Annotated in this window: 15 protein-coding genes; 5 read left to right on the top strand and 10 right to left on the bottom strand. The window is 72.0% G+C overall.

The genetic code is table 11. The annotated features are described in order from the left end of the window. Positions 1-46 precede the first annotated feature (46 nt). Positions 47-922 carry an amidohydrolase family protein gene (locus tag C4V41_RS40685; protein WP_103961351.1) on the top strand — a complete coding sequence of 292 codons (876 nt, stop codon included), beginning with the start codon at positions 47-49 and terminating at the stop codon, positions 920-922. Positions 923-1,350: 428 nt separating this feature from the next. On the opposite strand, the gene C4V41_RS40680 is transcribed toward C4V41_RS40685, so the two are convergent. Next, a complete protein-coding gene (locus C4V41_RS40680; protein ID WP_103961350.1) occupies positions 1,351-2,220 on the bottom strand; it encodes a hypothetical protein in 870 nt (289 codons plus the stop codon). Positions 2,221-2,491: 271 nt separating this feature from the next. On the opposite strand from C4V41_RS40680, the gene C4V41_RS40675 reads away from it, so the two are divergent. Both C4V41_RS40675 and C4V41_RS40670 read left to right on the top strand, forming a co-directional pair. Continuing rightward, positions 2,492-3,031, top strand: coding sequence for a PadR family transcriptional regulator (locus tag C4V41_RS40675; RefSeq protein ID WP_103961349.1), 540 nt, complete (start codon positions 2,492-2,494; stop codon positions 3,029-3,031). Positions 3,032-3,346: 315 nt separating this feature from the next. After that, positions 3,347-4,660, top strand: a complete 1,314-nt coding sequence (locus C4V41_RS40670; RefSeq protein ID WP_103961348.1) for an FAD-dependent oxidoreductase — start codon at positions 3,347-3,349, stop codon at positions 4,658-4,660. Between the two features lie 176 nt (positions 4,661-4,836). Here the strand turns inward: C4V41_RS40670 and C4V41_RS40665 are convergent, their stop codons facing one another. Continuing rightward, the gene (locus tag C4V41_RS40665; RefSeq protein WP_103961347.1) at positions 4,837-5,133 is read right to left on the bottom strand and encodes a DUF3817 domain-containing protein; all 297 of its coding nucleotides are present in this window, start codon (positions 5,131-5,133) and stop codon (positions 4,837-4,839) included. A gap of 125 nt (positions 5,134-5,258) precedes the next feature. On the opposite strand from C4V41_RS40665, the gene glyS reads away from it, so the two are divergent. Further along, positions 5,259-8,381 carry a glycine--tRNA ligase subunit beta gene (gene glyS / locus C4V41_RS40660; protein WP_235030692.1) on the top strand — a complete coding sequence of 1,041 codons (3,123 nt, stop codon included), beginning with the start codon at positions 5,259-5,261 and terminating at the stop codon, positions 8,379-8,381. A 55-nt stretch (positions 8,382-8,436) separates the two neighbouring features. Then, positions 8,437-9,066 (top strand): TetR/AcrR family transcriptional regulator, encoded by a 630-nt coding sequence (locus C4V41_RS40655; protein ID WP_103961346.1) that lies wholly within the window; start codon positions 8,437-8,439, stop codon positions 9,064-9,066. A 122-nt stretch (positions 9,067-9,188) separates the two neighbouring features. Here C4V41_RS40655 and C4V41_RS40650 read toward each other — a convergent pair whose 3' ends face one another. Genes C4V41_RS40650 through paaA form a run of 8 tightly spaced genes read right to left on the bottom strand, consistent with a single transcriptional unit; the run spans position 9,189 to position 15,755 of the window. Continuing rightward, complete coding sequence (locus tag C4V41_RS40650; RefSeq protein WP_103961345.1) at positions 9,189-10,043, bottom strand: 3-hydroxyacyl-CoA dehydrogenase family protein; 855 nt, start codon at positions 10,041-10,043, stop codon at positions 9,189-9,191. Next, positions 10,040-10,780, bottom strand: a complete 741-nt coding sequence (locus tag C4V41_RS40645) for an enoyl-CoA hydratase/isomerase family protein (protein WP_103961344.1) — start codon at positions 10,778-10,780, stop codon at positions 10,040-10,042. The genes C4V41_RS40650 and C4V41_RS40645 overlap by 4 nt, the downstream gene beginning before the upstream one ends. Then, positions 10,777-11,955 carry a thiolase family protein gene (locus C4V41_RS40640; RefSeq protein ID WP_103961343.1) on the bottom strand — a complete coding sequence of 393 codons (1,179 nt, stop codon included), beginning with the start codon at positions 11,953-11,955 and terminating at the stop codon, positions 10,777-10,779. The genes C4V41_RS40645 and C4V41_RS40640 overlap by 4 nt, the downstream gene beginning before the upstream one ends. 13 nt (positions 11,956-11,968) lie before the next feature. Next, positions 11,969-13,063 carry a 1,2-phenylacetyl-CoA epoxidase subunit PaaE gene (gene paaE, locus C4V41_RS40635; protein ID WP_103961342.1) on the bottom strand — a complete coding sequence of 365 codons (1,095 nt, stop codon included), beginning with the start codon at positions 13,061-13,063 and terminating at the stop codon, positions 11,969-11,971. Position 13,064: 1 nt separating this feature from the next. Continuing rightward, entirely contained in the window at positions 13,065-13,577 is a 513-nt protein-coding gene (gene paaD / locus C4V41_RS40630) for a 1,2-phenylacetyl-CoA epoxidase subunit PaaD (protein ID WP_268808772.1), read from the bottom strand. Then, positions 13,574-14,479 (bottom strand): 1,2-phenylacetyl-CoA epoxidase subunit PaaC, encoded by a 906-nt coding sequence (paaC, locus tag C4V41_RS40625; RefSeq protein WP_200824552.1) that lies wholly within the window; start codon positions 14,477-14,479, stop codon positions 13,574-13,576. Before paaC ends, paaD begins: the two co-directional genes overlap by 4 nt. Positions 14,480-14,502: 23 nt before the next feature. Continuing rightward, entirely contained in the window at positions 14,503-14,796 is a 294-nt protein-coding gene (paaB, locus tag C4V41_RS40620) for a 1,2-phenylacetyl-CoA epoxidase subunit PaaB (RefSeq protein WP_103961341.1), read from the bottom strand. After that, positions 14,793-15,755, bottom strand: coding sequence for a 1,2-phenylacetyl-CoA epoxidase subunit PaaA (gene paaA / locus C4V41_RS40615; protein ID WP_103961340.1), 963 nt, complete (start codon positions 15,753-15,755; stop codon positions 14,793-14,795). Before paaA ends, paaB begins: the two co-directional genes overlap by 4 nt. Positions 15,756-15,760 lie beyond the last annotated feature (5 nt).

Raw genomic sequence — 15,760 nt, 5'->3', positions numbered from 1 at the left:
CTCGGACGGGTCCGGCCATGGCCGAGCTCGACGCCGGGAGTCGCGCATGATCGACGGCCTCCCGCTCATCGACGCGCACGTACATGTGCCGCTACTCGGCACCCTCAAGCCCGCCTGGGTGCGGTGGGCCCGCGACTTCGGTCAGGACGGTCTCCTGGAGGAGGTCTGGGACGCTCAGGGCCGGCCGCGTCCCGCCCTGCTGGACGCCCACTTCGCCGCTCAGGGCGTGGACATGGCGCTGCTGTTCTGCGAGTACAGTCCCAAGGCCACCGGCACACAGTCGTTCGAGGACCTGCTGCCGATCGTCGAGCACAACCCGGCCCGGTTCCGCCCGGTCGCCAACGTCAACCCGCACCTGCACTTCCCGATCGCCGATGAGGTGCGCCGCCAACTCGGCCTCGGGGCCGCGGCGCTCAAGCTGCACCCGGTCCACGGCGGGTTCCGCTGCGACGACGCGGCCCTCTATCCGGCCTACCACGTACTCGAAGAGCAAGGCGTGCCGCTCGTCGTGCACTGCGGCACCAGCTCTTTCCCCGGCTCCGCCAACGAGAACGCCGACCCGGCCTTCCTCATCCCGGTCGTGCGCGACTTCCCCGGCCTGAACATCGTGCTCGCGCACGGCGGGCGCGGCTGGTGGTACGACGCCGCCGCGTTCCTGGCCCTGTCCCACGACACCGTCTGGCTGGAGCTGTCCGGGCTGCCGCCCAAACGGCTGCCCGAGTACTACGCCCGCTACGACCTGACCCGCCTGGCCCGCAAATGGATCTTCGGCACCGACTGGCCCGGCGTTCCCGGGGTCGCGGCCAACGCCCGCGCGGTCGCCGGGCTGCTCCCCGACGACGTGGCCGGGGCGGTGCTCGCGGGCAACGCGGCGCGCGTGTACGCCGGACTGCGCGGTCACGGCGGAACTGCACTACCTTGAACGCCTCCCCGGTCTGAAGGCCGGAGACTTTCCCGTCGTGTCGCGGTTGAGCGGCGCGCGGGGGTTGACGCTTCGCAGACCGGCGGTCCCGTGGTCTCCACGTCCTGACACCGGCGTTCCGACGGCGTTCTTGATATTGATCGCGGAGTTGGTGCCGGCATGGCCGGCCCAGCCGCACGCGGGGTTGGCGCGGTCAACTCACTCAAGGACGTCTCGGCACGGATGCCGCGCGAGGAACAAGGCGCTCACGTCCGCCCGCACCTGTGGGACGGCCGTTTCCGATCCGGCTCCTGCTTCGCCTTCCTCCCGGCGTGAACAGTGAACGCCGGAGCACCGGCCCACAGTATGGTAGAGCTGAGTCCGGCACACTGTTCCTGTGCCGGACTCAGCTCAAGATCGCAGCCCGCGACCGGTGACGCTCGAGGTTCTTAGCTCTTGCTCCACACCGACGCGATGACGCCGTCCTCGGCGCTCACGATCTTCGGCGTGTAGCCCAGCGTCTTGAGCTGGGTCGACTTGAGCGTGTACGTCACCTTCGACAGGTTCAGGTATTCCTTCAGGCCCGTCGCGTTACCCTTGCTCCACACGGTGCTGTACAGCTTGCCCGGCTCGACGGCCATGACGACCGGCTGCAGGCCCTGCTTGGCCTTCGCCAGCAGTTCCTTGCCGCGCTCCTCCACGGTCTGACCAAGGGTCACCTGGACGCCACCCGTGGCGGCGCCGGCCACCCAGACGGCCGCGTAAAGGGGCTTCTCGACCGTGCCGTACACGTCCAGGGACGCGATGCTGTAGCCGGCGGCGGTGAACTCGGCGTTGACCTTGGTGAAGGTCTCCTTGCTCATGGCCAGCTGCGACTTGGCCAGCTGCGTGGTCTTCTCGAAGACCGCCGCGAAGACCGCGCTCGGGCCGGAGCCGGTGGCGGTGATCAGCTTGGGCTGGAAGCCGCCCTTCACCTGGTCGGTGATGGTCTTGGGCAGATCCGTGGCGGACAGGCCCTGCAGCACGTTCACCTTGCTGACGGTGTCCTTGACCCACAGGGACGTGTACTGCGGGTTGGCCGCGTTCGTCACGTTCAGCGATGTGGGGACGTAACCCTTGCCCAGCAGTTCCTTGACACGCTGCACCAACGCCGTACCGCTGAGCGCGTCAAGGGACAGCCAGTCCAGCACTGGGACCTGAGCCGCCTGGGTGGTCGTGGCCGGCTGCTGGGCCATCGCCGGGGACGCGAGGGCCAGCAGGGGTGCGGTCGCGGTCACCACAGCCGCGGCGAGGACGGTGGCCCTCTTCGTGCTCCTCATGTTCCTCCTCAGTTGAGTAAAGGGTGTCCCAATTAGGGACAAGACGGGACCATAACAGAGCATGAGGGGACGGCAACCTATCGTTACCGCGATCGTGACAACCCTGTGTCAAAACCTCCCACACCTGAGTATTGCTCACGTCCAGTAAGGACCGTTCCACGCGCCGTATTCGCCACCGACACCCTTCCGTGACCAGCGCTCCCCTATATGACTACTCTCCTTTGAGTACTCACTCTTGCGTAGTAAGCCATAGTCGTGTTTGAGTACTCATGTGCGAGCAACTCGACTCTTCATCCTCGGCGCCCTGGCCGACGGCGGCCCCATGCACGGCCACAAGATCCGCTCTGAAGCGCAACTCGACCGGGTCGAGCTCTGGGCCGACGTCAAACCCGGCTCGCTGTACGGGGCGCTGCGGCGGATGGCGGACGAGGGCGTGGTCGAGGTGGTCCGCACGGAACAGGAGGGCAACCTGCCGGCCCGGACGGTGTACGGCATCACCGACAAGGGCCGGGACGAACTGGTCTCGGTGATCAGGTCCGTACTCGCCGACACGAGCCTGCGACCGGACCCGATCCAGCTCGTGCTCCTGCACGACGGCCAGATCGGCATCGACGACCTACGCACGGCCGCCCAGCGTCGGCGCGACGCCTACGCCGAGCAACTCCGCTTCTGGCGCACCCTGCGCACCGAGGCGGGGCCGTACCTGACTCGGTTGGAGGCGATCGCCTTCGACCACACCCTGATGCGACTCGACACCGAGGTCGCCTGGCACGACCGCCTCCTGGCGGAGCTCGCGACCGACCGCACCTGAGCGGCTCTGGGCCGATGCGAGCGGACGTGAACGGACGCCCGCCCGCCTGACGCGGACCGAGGCTGACCTGGCCCGACCTGGACGGACCCGAGCGACCCTGGCCTGATCCGGCCTGGGCTGGCCTGATCTGACCCGGGCCTGGCCTGGCCCCGGGCCTGGCCCGGGGCTGATCCGGGCTGGCCTGATCCGGGCCGGCTTGACTCGGGCCTGGCCTGATCCGGGCCGGGCCCCGGGCTGATCCGGGCTGGCCTGACTCGGGCCGGGCCCCGGCTGACCTGGGGGCGAGCGCGCTCGTTATCGAAAGGTGGGAACCTGATGATGTCTCAGCGGTTGGACGTCGCCGTGATCGGCGGCGGGATCGGCGGGCTCTGCCTGGCGCAGGGCCTCAAGCGCGCCGGCGTGAAGGTCACGGTCTACGAACGCGACCGCACCGCCGACTCACGACTCCAGGGCTTCCGGCTGAACATCGACGCGGCCGGGAGCACCGGCCTGCACGGCTGTCTGCCACCCGCCCTCTGGGAGGTGCTGGTGGCCACCGCCGGCGACCCAGGGCCCGGGATCGGCTTCCTCGACGAGCGGATGCGGCCCCTCATCCTCATCGGTCAGGACGGCCCGGCCCGCGACCCGCTCGACCCCGCGACCGGCGACCACGCGGTCAGCCGCGTCACACTCCGCAAGCTGCTGCTGGCCGGTCTGGACGACGTCGTCCGCTTCGGCAAGGAGTTCACCGGTTTCGCCCGGTCGGGCGACGGGACGGTCACGGCGAAGTTCGCCGACGGCACCACCGCGACCGCCGACGTCCTGGTCGCGGCGGACGGCGTCGGTTCCCGGGTGTGGTCGCAGCTCCATCCGGCGGCCGGCCGTACCGAACTGCCGGCCATGGCCGTCGCCGGCAAGCTGTTCCTCACCGAGGAGAACCGACGGTGGCTGCCAGACCGGCTGCTCGCCGGCCGGAACGTCTTCTGGCCGCGCAAGGACTTCCTGTTCACCGCGATCTTCCGCCCCCGGGAAGACCCCGAGGCCATCACCGCCAGGCTCGGCGACCGCATCCGGGAACTCGGCCTCGACCCGGAGCACCTGCTGGCCGGCTCGCATGACGACGACTACATCCTGTGGGCGTACATCATGCACCGCGACCTGCTCCCGGCCGACTTCACCGACGAAGACCCGGCCGCGACCCGGAAACTGCTGACCGAGCGGACGGCCGGATGGCACCCCGACCTGCGCCGCCTCCTGGCGGACTCGACCCCGGACACCCTCTACCGGACCGGGTTCAGCGCCGCGCGGCCGCTCGGCCGGTGGGAGAGCGGCAACGTCACCGGCCTCGGGGACGCCGTCCACCACATGCCGCCGGTCGGCGGGCTCGGCGGCAACGCGGCGCTGCGCGACGCCCACCGCCTCTGCGCCGCACTCACCGCGGCCGACCGTGGCGAGCAACCACTGCGCCAGGCGCTGAATGCCTACGAGGAGGACATGTTGCGCCACGGGTTCGAGACGGTACGCGAGGTGGTGCGCAACACCGAAGCCGCGATCACCACGAGCACCCTGACACGAGCCACGTCCCGCTGGTTCTTCCGCACCTGCGGCGCCATTCCGCCCCTCGGCCGCGCGGTGTTCCGAGACCGCTGAGCGTCAGGTCGGTCGAGTGGGGGTGCGGGAAGAGCGCTGAGCGGCAAGCCGCCCGTCCGGCGTCCGGGGAGCCCGAGGGACCGCTGAGCGTCAGGTCGGCTGTGCGGAGCGAGCGACGGGCCGCCCGCCGCCCGCCGGGCGTTCGGAGAGCGCCGAAGATCGGCGGGCGCTGTGGGTCAGGCGGGCTGGGCGGCAGCCGTGCGGGCCGCCATCCGGCGTTCGAACCACAGTGAGGTGAACGGCGGCACCGCGCACGCCAACCCCAGCACCACCGCGCCCCGGCTCCAGCCGGCCTCGCGGGCCGCGAGGATCACGCCGACCGCGTACAGCACGAAGAGCGCCCCGTGGATGGGCCCGAATATCTTCACCCCGAGCTCACCGGTCGCGACCACGTACTTGAAGAACATCCCGACCAGCAGCCCCGCCCAGGAACACGCCTCGGCCACCGCCACGACTCGAAACCAGCGCAGCACGCTTTAACCCTTTCGCCCGATATCGGGCTCACTCTACAGCCTGTAGAGGACGGTTCAGGAGACGGGTGGATCACCCCGGCCGCCCCCTAGACTGCTCTGTCAACGGGCCGACCGGCCCCCTGAGCATGAACATCGAGGTTTACGTCGTGCTGACGATGCAGGACGCGCTGCTCGCGTTGACGAAATACTGGACCGATCGCGGCTGCATGGTGGTGCAGCCGTTCAACACCGAGGTCGGGGCGGGCACGCTCAACCCCGCGACCATTCTGCGCGTTCTGGGACCGGAGCCGTGGCGGGTCGCGTACGTGGAGCCCAGCGTACGGCCTGACGACGCACGCTACGGCGAGAACCCCAACCGGCTGCAGACCCACACGCAGTTCCAGGTGATCCTCAAGCCGGACCCGGGCAACCCGCAGGAGCTCTACCTGGGCAGCCTGGCCGCGCTCGGCATCGACATCGACGCCCACGACGTACGGTTCGTCGAGGACAACTGGGCATCTCCGGCGCTGGGAGCCTGGGGCCTGGGCTGGGAGGTGTGGCTGGACGGGCTGGAGATCACCCAGTTCACCTATTTCCAGCAGGCCGGCGGCACGGTCCTCGACCCGGTGTCGGTCGAGATCACGTACGGGATGGAGCGCATCATCATGGCGCTGCAGCAGGTGACGCACTTCCGTGACATCGCCTACGCGCCCGGCCTGTCCTACGACGAGGTCTTCGGCCAGTCCGAGTACGAGATGAGCCGCTACTACCTGGATGAGGCGTCCGTCGAGGCGAACCGGCGGCTGTTCGAGGAATACGCGGGCGAGGCCCGCCGCATGCTCGACGCCCGGCTGCCGCTGCCGGCGCACACGTACGTGCTCAAGTGCTCCCACGCCTTCAACGTCCTCGACTCCCGGGGCGCCGTCTCCACCACCGAGCGCGCCAAGTCCTTCGCCCGCATGCGCGCCCTCTCCCGCGAGGTCGCCGCCCTGTGGCAGGAGCGCCGCCAGGAACTGGGCCACCCGCTGGGCACGGTCGAACCGCTGCCGCGGCCCGCCCTCCCGGAGGTCCTGCCTGCGGTGTCCGAGCCGGCCACGCTGCTGCTGGAGATCGGCACCGAGGAACTGCCCGTCACCGAGGTCAGCCGCGCGGTCGACGAGGTACGCCGGTCGCTGGCGGACAAGCTGGCCGGCACCCGCCTGACGCACGGCGAGATCCGTACCTTCGCCACGCCGCGCCGCCTGGTCGCGATCGTCGACACCGTCGCGCCCGCCGAGTTCGACGCCGAGCGCACCGTACGCGGGCCGCGCGTCAGCGCCGCCTTCGACGCCGACGGCCGGCCGACCAAGGCCGCCGCCGGTTTCGCCCGCGGCCAGGGCGTGGACGTCGCCGACCTGCGGCGGATCGACATCGACGGCGTCGAGTACGTCGGCGTGGTCAAGACCGACGTGGGCCGGGGCGCGGTCGAGGTGCTCAGCGAGGTTCTGGCCGAGGTCGTGACGGACCTGCGCGGCGAGAAGAACATGCGCTGGAACGACCCCGGTCTCTCCTACAGCCGTCCCGTGCGCTGGCTGCTCGCGCTGCTGGGCGAGGTGGAGGTCCCGGTCGCGGTCTCGGCCCTGCTCAGCGGCCGTACCACCCGGGTGCACCGTACGGCGCCCGAGCCGGTCGTCACGGTCCCCGGCGCCACGGGATACGCGGAGTTCCTCGCCGGGCACGACATCGTGCTCGACCGGGCGGCCCGGCGCGAGCAGATCGTCGCGGGGGCGCAGAAGCTGGCGGCCGAGGTCGGCGGCCTCATCGACCTGGAGCTGGAGGCCGCTCTCGTCGAGGAGATCGTCGACCTGGTGGAGAAGCCCGAGCCCATCCTCGGCGGCTTCGACGCCCGCTACCTGGAGCTGCCGCAGGAGATCCTGACGACGGTCATGCGCAAGCACCAGCGCTACCTGCCGGTACGCGACGCGGAAGGGCGGCTTCTGCCCCACTTCGTCGCCGTGGCCAACGGGTCCTGCGACCACGCCGCGACCCGCGCGGGCAACGAGGCGGTGCTGCGCGCCCGCTACGAGGACGCCGCCTTCTTCTGGCGGGCCGACCTGCAGGTGAAGCCGGAAACGATGAAGGCCGCCCTGGACAAGCTGGCCTTCGAGGAACGTCTCGGCTCGATGGCCGACCGGGCGAACCGGGTGGCGGCGACGGCCGCGGCCATCACCGGCGCAGGTGACATGGCCGTCACCGGCGCAGGCGACACGGCTCTCACCGGCGTCGGCGATACGGCCATCACCGGCGCAGGTGACACGGCCGTCACCAGCCCCGGAACCGGGCTGCTCAGTCTGTCCGACGCCGAGCAGGGCGTGCTGGCGAGCGCGGCCCGGCTGGCCAAGTTCGACCTCGCCTCCCAGATGGTGATCGAGCTGTCGAGCCTGGCCGGCACCATGGCCCGCGAGTACGCCCGCCACGCGGGCGAGCCGGAGCCGGTCGCTCAGGCCCTGTACGAGATGGAGCTGCCGCACGCCTCCGGCGGCACCCTGCCCGCGACGGTGCCCGGCGCGGTGCTGTCCCTGGCCGACCGCTTCGAACTGCTGGCCGGCCTGTTCGCGGTGGGCGTCAGCCCCAGCGGCAGCTCCGACCCGTTCGGCCTGCGGCGCGCGGCCCTCGGCGTGCTCGCCATCCTGCGGGCGATGCCGGAGCTGCGGCAGGTCACCGTCTCGGCCGGACTGGCGGCCGCGGCCGCCCAGCTCGCCGCCGGCGGCGTGGAGGTGCCGGCGGAGGCCGTCGGTGACGCGCACACGTTCGTCATGCGCCGCTACGAACGCCAGCTCCTCGACGCGGGAGCCGACCACCGGCTCGTCAGCGCCGTGATGCCGCTGGCGGACGCGCCCGCGAACGCCGACGAGACCCTCGACGAGCTCGCCGCCCGGACGGGGGACGCGGCGTTCACGGAGCTGATCGTGGCCCTGCAACGGGTGTACCGGATCGTCCCGGAGGGCACCTCCGCCGGCTACGACCCGGCCCTGCTCACGCAGCCCGCCGAACTCGCCCTCGTCGGCGCCTTCAACGGCGTCCTGGACGCGATGGCCTGGCGGGACAGGACCCTGGCGGAGTTCGCGGACGTGGCCGAGGCCCTGGTCGGCCCGGTGACCGACTTCTTCGACCAGATCCTGGTGATGGCCGAGGAGCCGGAGATCCGCGCGGCTCGGCTCGGGCTGCTCGCCTCGATCCGGGACCTGGCGGCGACCGTACTCGACTGGCGGCCCCTCAGCACCGACTGACCGTGATGATGCGGCGCCTGGCAGGTCGTCTGATCTGCCGTGAGATGCTGCTTTCGTGACGACGAACGGCCCCGCCCAACCGACCCCGCGCCGTGGGCGTGGCCGTCCCGGATACGATCAGGCCGCCATCCTGCGCACCGCCGTGGAGCTGTTCAACCGCAAGGGCTACGACGCCACCAGCATGGGCGACCTGGCCAAGGAGCTCGGTCTCACGAAGCCGGCCATCTACCATCACGTGACGAGCAAGGAGCAGTTGCTCGGTCAGGCGCTGGACGACGCGCTCGACGAGCTGACCGCCGCCGTCACCGCGGCCTTCGAGGACGGGGCCGGGGTGACCGCGTACGAGCGGCTGCGTGAGGTGGTGCGGCGCAGCGTCGAGGTGCTCGTGGCGCACCAGCCCTCCGTCACGCTCCTGCTGCGGGTGCGCGGCAACAGCGGGGTCGAGCTGGCGGCGCTGGAACGGCGCCGGTGGCTCGACGAACGCCTGGCCGCGCTCGTCGCGGACGCCGTCGCGGAGGGCGCCCTGCGCGACGACGTGCCGCCGGCGCTGGTGAGCCGGCTGGTGTTCGGGATGGTGAACTCGCTGGTGGAGTGGTATCGGCCGGATGGGGCGTACGACCGGGCGATGGTCGCCGACGCCATCACCGTCATCGCCTTCAACGGCCTGGCCCGCCACGAGAGCTGACGCCGGCTCTCATCACGTCGCGAGAGCCGGCGTCGCGCGAATTACGTCGCGTGAGCCGGTGTCGGGCGCGGACCACGCCGGTGTCGCGCGCGGACCACGTCGAGTGAGCCGGTGTCAGGCTCTCACCACGTGTAGAAGCCCTGACCCGTCTTGCGGCCCAGGTGGCCGGCGGTGACGAGGTCGCGCAGGATCCGGGGCGGGTCGAAGCGGGGCCCGAGCTCGCGGGCCAGGTGTTCGGCGATCGCGAGCCGCACGTCCAGCCCCACCACGTCGGTGGTCCGCAGCGGCCCCATCGGATGCCGGTAGCCGAGCGTCATCGCCGTGTCGATGTCGGCCGCGCTCGCGACCCCCTCCTCCAGCATCCGCATCGCCTCCAGCGCCAGGTGCACGCCGAGCCGGCTGCTCGCGAAGCCCGGCGAGTCCGCGACGGTGATCGGCGTCTTGCCGAGCGCGGCCGCCCAGCCCTGGGCTCGCGTCACGACGGCCGGATCGGTACGGGGCCCGGTGACGATCTCGATGAGGTCGCTCACCGGGACGGGGTTGAAGAAGTGCAGCCCGAGAAAGCGCTCCGGCGCGGCGAGGGCGGCGGCGAGCCCGCCGATCGACAGGCTGCTGGTGTTCGTGGCGAGCACCACGCCCGGCGCCCGCCGCTCGACCAGGGCCAGCACCTCGGCCTTGAGCGCCGCGTCCTCCGGGACTGCCTCGACGACCAGCTCACACGGGGCCAGCTCGCCCGCGTCCGTCGTCGTACGCAGCCGGGAGAGGGCGTCCTTGAGCGGGACCCCCAGCCTGCCCTTCGCCTCGGCCTTGGCCAGGCTGTCGCTCACCCGGTGCCCGGCCTGGTCGGCCGTCTCGGGGGCGTTCTCCACGACGATCACCCGGCTGCCCGAGGCCAGGAACGCGTGCGCGATCCCCGACCCCATCCGACCGCCGCCGAAGACGCCGACCACCTGTGGCAGGGTCGCGAGTAGGGTCATGAGTTCCGCTCCCGTCGCCGTTCCAGGAATGCCGTCATGCGCGTCCGCTTCTCCTCTGTCTCGAACAGGATCGCCTGGGCGACGTCGTCCACGAACGGGTGCGCGCCCCTCGGGGCGTGGAAGACGGCCTTGGTCAGCCGGGTCGCCAGCGGCGCGCGGGCGGCGATGCGGTCGGCCAGCCGATGTCCGGCGGCGAGCAGGTCTGCGGGTTCGACGACGTCGTTGAGCAGGTGTACGGCCCGCGCCTCGTCCGCCGTGAGCACCCGGCCCGCGAGCAGGATCTCCTTGGCCAGCGGCTCCCCGACGAGCTCGGCGAGCCGCCAGGCCGCGCCCGCCGCCGCGATGATGCCGAGGTCGGTCTCCGGGTTGCCGATCCGCGCGCTCGGGGTGCCGATCCGGAAGTCGCAGGCGTAGGCGAGCTCGGCCCCGCCGCCCAGGGCGTACCCGTCGATGAGGGCGATGGTCGGCATCGGCAGCCGGTGGATCCGATCGAAGATCTTGCTGTTGATGCCGCGCAGCGCGTCGTCACGGCGGCGTTCGCGCAACTGGGCGATGTCGGCGCCGGCCGCGAAGGCCGGGCCCTCGCCGGTGAGCAGGACGACGCGCGGCTCCTCCTCGACGGCGGCGCACGCCTCGTGCAGCGCGGCGACCAGCTCGCGGTCGATGGCGTTGCGGACCTCGGGCCGGTCGAGCCGCCAGACGACCCGGTCGGCCGCTTCCTCGACGATCAGGCTCATGGCCGCTCCACCAGGAGCGCGCTGCCCTGACCGACGCCGACACACATGGTCGCCAGCCCGCGACGGCCGCCGGTACGTTCGAGCCGGCCGAGCAGCGTCACGAGGATCCGGGTCCCGGACGCGCCCAGGGGATGCCCGAGCGCGATGGCCCCGCCGTCGGCGTTGACGCGGTCGAGGTCCAGGCCGAGATCGCGGACACAGGCAAGGGACTGCGCGGCGAACGCCTCGTTGAGCTCCACGGCGTCGAGGTCGCCGACGCCCCACCCGGTACGCTCCAGCACTTTGCGCGTCGCCGGGACCGGGCCGATCCCCATGATCTCCGGCGGCACTCCGGCGTTCGCCGCCGCCACGAGCCGGGCCCGCGGGGTCAGCCCGTGCCGGTCGAGGAAGCGCTCGCTGACCACGACGACGGCCGCGGCGCCGTCGTTCAGGGAGCTGGAGTTGCCGGCGGTGATGACGCCGCCGGGGCCGTTCACCGGCCGCAGGCGCGCCAGCCGTTCCAGGGTCGTGTCCGGCCGCGGCCCCTCGTCCACGTCCACGACGTTGCCGCCGACCGGCACCGGGACGATCTCGCCGGTGAACCGGCCGTCCTTGGTGGCGGCGACGGCCCGCTCGTGGGAGCGCAGCGCGTACGCGTCGAGCTCGTCGCGGCTCAGGCTCCAGCGGCGCGCCACCGTCTCGGCGGTCTGCGGCATGGACGCGGTCGTCTCGGCGTCGAAGCGCGGGTTGGTGAACCGCCAGCCGATCGAGGTGTCGAACGACGGTCCGGGCTTGGCGAACGCCTTGGCCGGCTTCTCGGTCACCCACGGCGCCCGCGTCATCGACTCCACCCCGCCCGCGACCACGACGTCCGCGTCGCCCGCCGCGATCAGGGCGCGCGCCGTCGCGACGGCGGTGAGGCCGGAGGCGCAGAGCCGGTTGACCGTGAAGCCGGGCACCGAGTCGGGCAGGCCGGCCAGGAGCGCGGCCATCCTGGCGACGTTGCGGTTGTCCTCACCGGCCTGGTTGGCCGCGCCGAGCACCACCTCGTCCACCAGGGCCGGGTCGATCCCGGCGCGGGTGACGGCCTCGCCCACGACGAGGGCCGCGAGGTCGTCGGGGCGGACGTGGGCGAGCGCGCCGCCGTAGCGGCCTATCGGCGTCCGTACGCCGGAGACGACGAAGGCTTGGGTCACAGAGATCTCCTGGTCAGGCGTCGTAGTCGATGGTGACGTTCTCGCCGGCCGGGAACGTCTGGCAGGTCAGGACGAACCCGGCGGCCACCTCCGGCTCTTCGAGGGCGTAGTTGCGGCGCATGTCCACCGTGCCCTCGCGGACGACGGCCCGGCACGTCCCGCAGACGCCGCCCTTGCAGGCGAACGGCAGGTCCGAACGCGTCGCCTGGGCACCGTCGAGGAGCGTCGTCTGCCGGGAGACGGTCGAGGTCGACCGCAGCCCGTCGAGCACCGTCGTCAGCACGGTGGTCGCGCCGGTCGGCAGTCCCGGCTCCGGCCGTCGCGGCTGTGGCGGGGGCTCGTCCACGTAGAACAGCTCGACGTGGACATTCCGGGCGGGGACACCGAGATCGGTGAGCACCGCCCGCGCGTCCTCGACCATGGGCAGCGGCCCGCAGAGCCAGACGTGGTCGAACGCCTCGACCGGCACCAGGTCGGTCAGCATGCGGCGCAGCCGGTCCGCGTCGAGCCGGCCCGAGAACAGCTCGACGTCGCGGGGCTCGCGCGAGAGCACGTGGACGAGCTGGAAGCGGGCGCCGTAGCGGTTCTTCAGGTCGCCGAGCTCCTCGGCGAACATCACGGTACGGCTCGTACGGTTCCCGTACAGCAACGACACCTGGGCACCGGGATGGGACAGCACCGTCGCGGCGACCGACATCATCGGGGTGATGCCCGACCCGGCGGCGACGCACAGGTGCCGCTCGCCCCGCGCCGGGTCGGCCCGCCAGGAGCCGGTCGGCGTCTGCACCTCGATCCGCGTGCCCGGCACCACGTCGCGGACGAGCCAGGAGGAGAACAGGCCGCCCGGTATCTCGCGGACCCCGATCCGCGGCGCGGCGCCGGCCGGCGCGCAGATCGAGTAGGAGCGCCGGTGCTCCCGCCCGTCCACGACGCGGCGCAGGGTGAGCGACTGCCCGGCCTGGAAGGCGTACGCCTCGCGCAGTTCGTCGGGCACCGCGAACGTGATCGCCGCGGCGTCGTCGCACAGGTGGTCGACCGCCGCCACCGTCAGCGGGTGGAAGGCGGTGGCCGCCCGGGTCCGCGCGGGTCCTGGCGCGAGCGTGGTCATGTCAGATCTCCTTGACGTGCTCGAAAGGCTCAAGGCAGTCGGCACAGGTGTAGAGGGCCTTGCAGGCGGTGCCGCCGAACTCGGAGGTCAGCCGGGTGGCCGCCGAGCCGCAGCGCGGACAGGGCGGGGCGGTCCTGGCCGGGCCGAGCGTGAGCGCCACGGGGCCGGAGATCCGGCGGGCCGGGCCGGGGGCCGACAGCCCGGCCTCGCGCAGGGCGGCGCGGCCGCGGTCGGAGATCCAGTCGCTGGACCAGGGCGGGTCGAGCACGACGCGTACCTCGACGCGGGGGAAGCCGGCGTCGTTCAGGCGGTGGACGAGGTCGTCGCGCATGGTCGCCATGGCCGGGCAGCCGGTGTAGGTCGGGGTGATCGCGGCGACCACGATCTCACCGCCGTCCGCCGCCCGCTCCACCTCGACCCCGCGCAGGACGCCGAGGTCGGCGAGGGTGAGCATGGGCATCTCGGGATCGCGCACCTCCCGGGCGACCGCGGTGGCCCGGTCCCGGGGGCTCACCAGCGCCCGCTCGGGTGTGCGCGGGCGACCATCTGCATGTCGGCGAGCAGGCTGCCGAGGTCCTCGGTGTGCGTCCCCGTACGGCCACCGCCCGGCAGCGGCGGATGGTCCGGGCGGGCGACGCCGCTCGCGGCGAAGACCTGGTCGAGGACCGCGTCCACCTCGTCCCGCGTGGCGGCGGGATCGACGGCGACACCGGCGCGCGCCAGCGACAGCTCGACCGGATGCGGCGCGACCAGCTCCGCCTGCAGCGGCCACAGCGCGGCGAGGGCGCTGAGGAGCCTGCGGTGCGACTCGTCGGTGCCCCGCGCGAGCGTGAGGAACCAGCGGGCCGCCCAGTCCCGGTGGTAGGTGAACTCCTTGACCCCTTTGCCCGCCACCGCGGCCAGGACCGTGTCCTTGCTCGCCCGCAGCCGTTCCAGCAGCGCCAGCCGGGCCACCGAGAACAGCAGCAGCCGTACGACGACGTGCGCGAAGTCCCCGTTCGGCACCTCGGCGACGCGCACGTTGCGGAACCGGCCGGCGTCACGGAAGAACGCCAGCGCGTCCTCAGCCGGCACCGGCGAGCCCTCAGGGAGGGCGGGCACGACGCCCGGGTCGGCGGCGGCCGCCCGCGCCAGCAGCAGGCGCGCCTGCCCGAGCAGGTCGAGGGCGATGTTCGCCAGCGCGATGTCCTCTTCGAGGTCCGGCGCGCGGCTGCACCACTCCGACAGGCGCTGCGACAGGACGAGCGCGTCGTCGCCGAGCATGAGACAGTACGCGGCCAGCTCGGCATGGTCGACGCCGTCCGGCACCGTCGTGTCGACACCGGCCAGCGGGTCCTCGAAATCGGTGCCGAACGCCCACTGGGAGGAGTCTCCGCCGATCAGGCCGTCGTAGATGCTGCCATGATCGTCGTTCACGATGGTCAGCCTTTCTGCGGTGTTCACATGTGGGGCACGTTCTCGGGGATCTCGTAGAACGTCGGGTGCCGGTAGACCTTGTCGCCGCTCGGCGCGAACAGGGGATCCTTCTCGTCCGGGCTGGAGGCCGTGATGGCGTCGGCCCGGACGACCCAGATGCTCACGCCCTCGTTGCGCCGCGTGTAGACGTCACGCGCGTGCCGCACGGCCATCGTGTCGTCGGGGGCGTGCAGGGATCCGACGTGGACGTGGTTGAGCCCGCGCTTGGCACGGACGAACACCTCGTAGAGCGGCCATTCCCGCCGGTCGGCGCTCATCGGGCCGCCACCTCGCTGGACCGGGTGGCGAACGCCGTCGCCGCCTCGCGTACCCAGGCGCCGTCGTCGTGGGCGGCCCGGCGGTGGCGGATGCGCTGGGCGTTGCACGGCCCGTCCCCGCGCACGACCGCCGCGAACTCCTCCCAGTCCGGCTCGCCGAAGTCGTGCTGCCCGCGCTCCTCGTTCCAGCGCAGGTCGGGATCGGGCAGCGTCACCCCGAGCGCCTCGGCCTGCGGGACCGTCATGTCGACGAACCGCTGCCGCAGCTCGTCGTTGGAGTTGCGCTTGATGCCCCACGCCATCGACCGCGCGCTGTTGGGCGACTCGGCGTCCGGCGGCCCGAACATCATCAGCGCCGGCCACCAGAACCGGTCCACCGACTCCTGGACCATCGCGCGCTGGGCGTCGGTGCCGCGCATCATCGTCATGAGCAGCTCGTAGCCCTGCCGCTGGTGGAAGGACTCCTCCTTGCAGATGCGGATCATCGCCCGCCCGTACGGCCCGTACGAGGTGCGGCACAGCGGCACCTGGTTGCAGATCGCGGCCCCGTCCACGAGCCACCCGATCGTGCCCACGTCGGCGTAGGACGGCGTCGGATAGTTGAAGATCGAGGAGTATTTCTGCCGCCCGGCGAGCAGCAGTTCGGTCAGCTCGGCGCGGGAGACGCCGAGGGTCTCGCAGGCCGAGTACAGATAGAGGCCGTGCCCGGCCTCGTCCTGCACCTTGGCCAGCAGGATCGCCTTGCGGCGCAGGGACGGGGCGCGGCCGATCCAGGCGCCCTCGGGCTGCATGCCGATGATCTCGGAATGCGCGTGCTGGGCGATCTGGCGGACGAGCGTCCTGCGGTAGGCGTCCGGCATCCAGTCACGCGGCTCGATCCGGTCGTGCCGCGCGATGGTCGCGTCGAACGCCGCCAGCAGCCGCTCGTCCACTTCCGGCTCCGCCGGAGTCGTCGTCATCTTTG

It is taken from the genome of Nonomuraea solani, assembly GCF_900108335.1.
Taxonomy (GTDB): Bacteria; Actinomycetota; Actinomycetes; order Streptosporangiales; family Streptosporangiaceae; genus Nonomuraea; species Nonomuraea solani.
This window is presented reverse-complemented; position numbering and strand designations above follow the sequence as displayed.

Excerpts from the sequence above, each read along its gene's own strand:
- C4V41_RS40685 (WP_103961351.1), top strand. The coding sequence starts at position 47 with ATGATCGACGGCCTCCCGCTCATCGACGCGCACGTACATGTGCCGCTA.
- C4V41_RS40680 (WP_103961350.1), bottom strand. The coding sequence starts at position 2,220 with ATGAGGAGCACGAAGAGGGCCACCGTCCTCGCCGCGGCTGTGGTGACC.
- C4V41_RS40670 (WP_103961348.1), top strand. The coding sequence starts at position 3,347 with ATGATGTCTCAGCGGTTGGACGTCGCCGTGATCGGCGGCGGGATCGGC.
- glyS (WP_235030692.1), top strand. The coding sequence starts at position 5,259 with ATGAACATCGAGGTTTACGTCGTGCTGACGATGCAGGACGCGCTGCTC.
- C4V41_RS40650 (WP_103961345.1), bottom strand. The coding sequence starts at position 10,043 with ATGACCCTACTCGCGACCCTGCCACAGGTGGTCGGCGTCTTCGGCGGC.
- C4V41_RS40645 (WP_103961344.1), bottom strand. The coding sequence starts at position 10,780 with ATGAGCCTGATCGTCGAGGAAGCGGCCGACCGGGTCGTCTGGCGGCTC.
- paaE (WP_103961342.1), bottom strand. The coding sequence starts at position 13,063 with ATGACCACGCTCGCGCCAGGACCCGCGCGGACCCGGGCGGCCACCGCC.
- paaB (WP_103961341.1), bottom strand. The coding sequence starts at position 14,796 with ATGAGCGCCGACCGGCGGGAATGGCCGCTCTACGAGGTGTTCGTCCGT.
- paaA (WP_103961340.1), bottom strand. The coding sequence starts at position 15,755 with ATGACGACGACTCCGGCGGAGCCGGAAGTGGACGAGCGGCTGCTGGCG.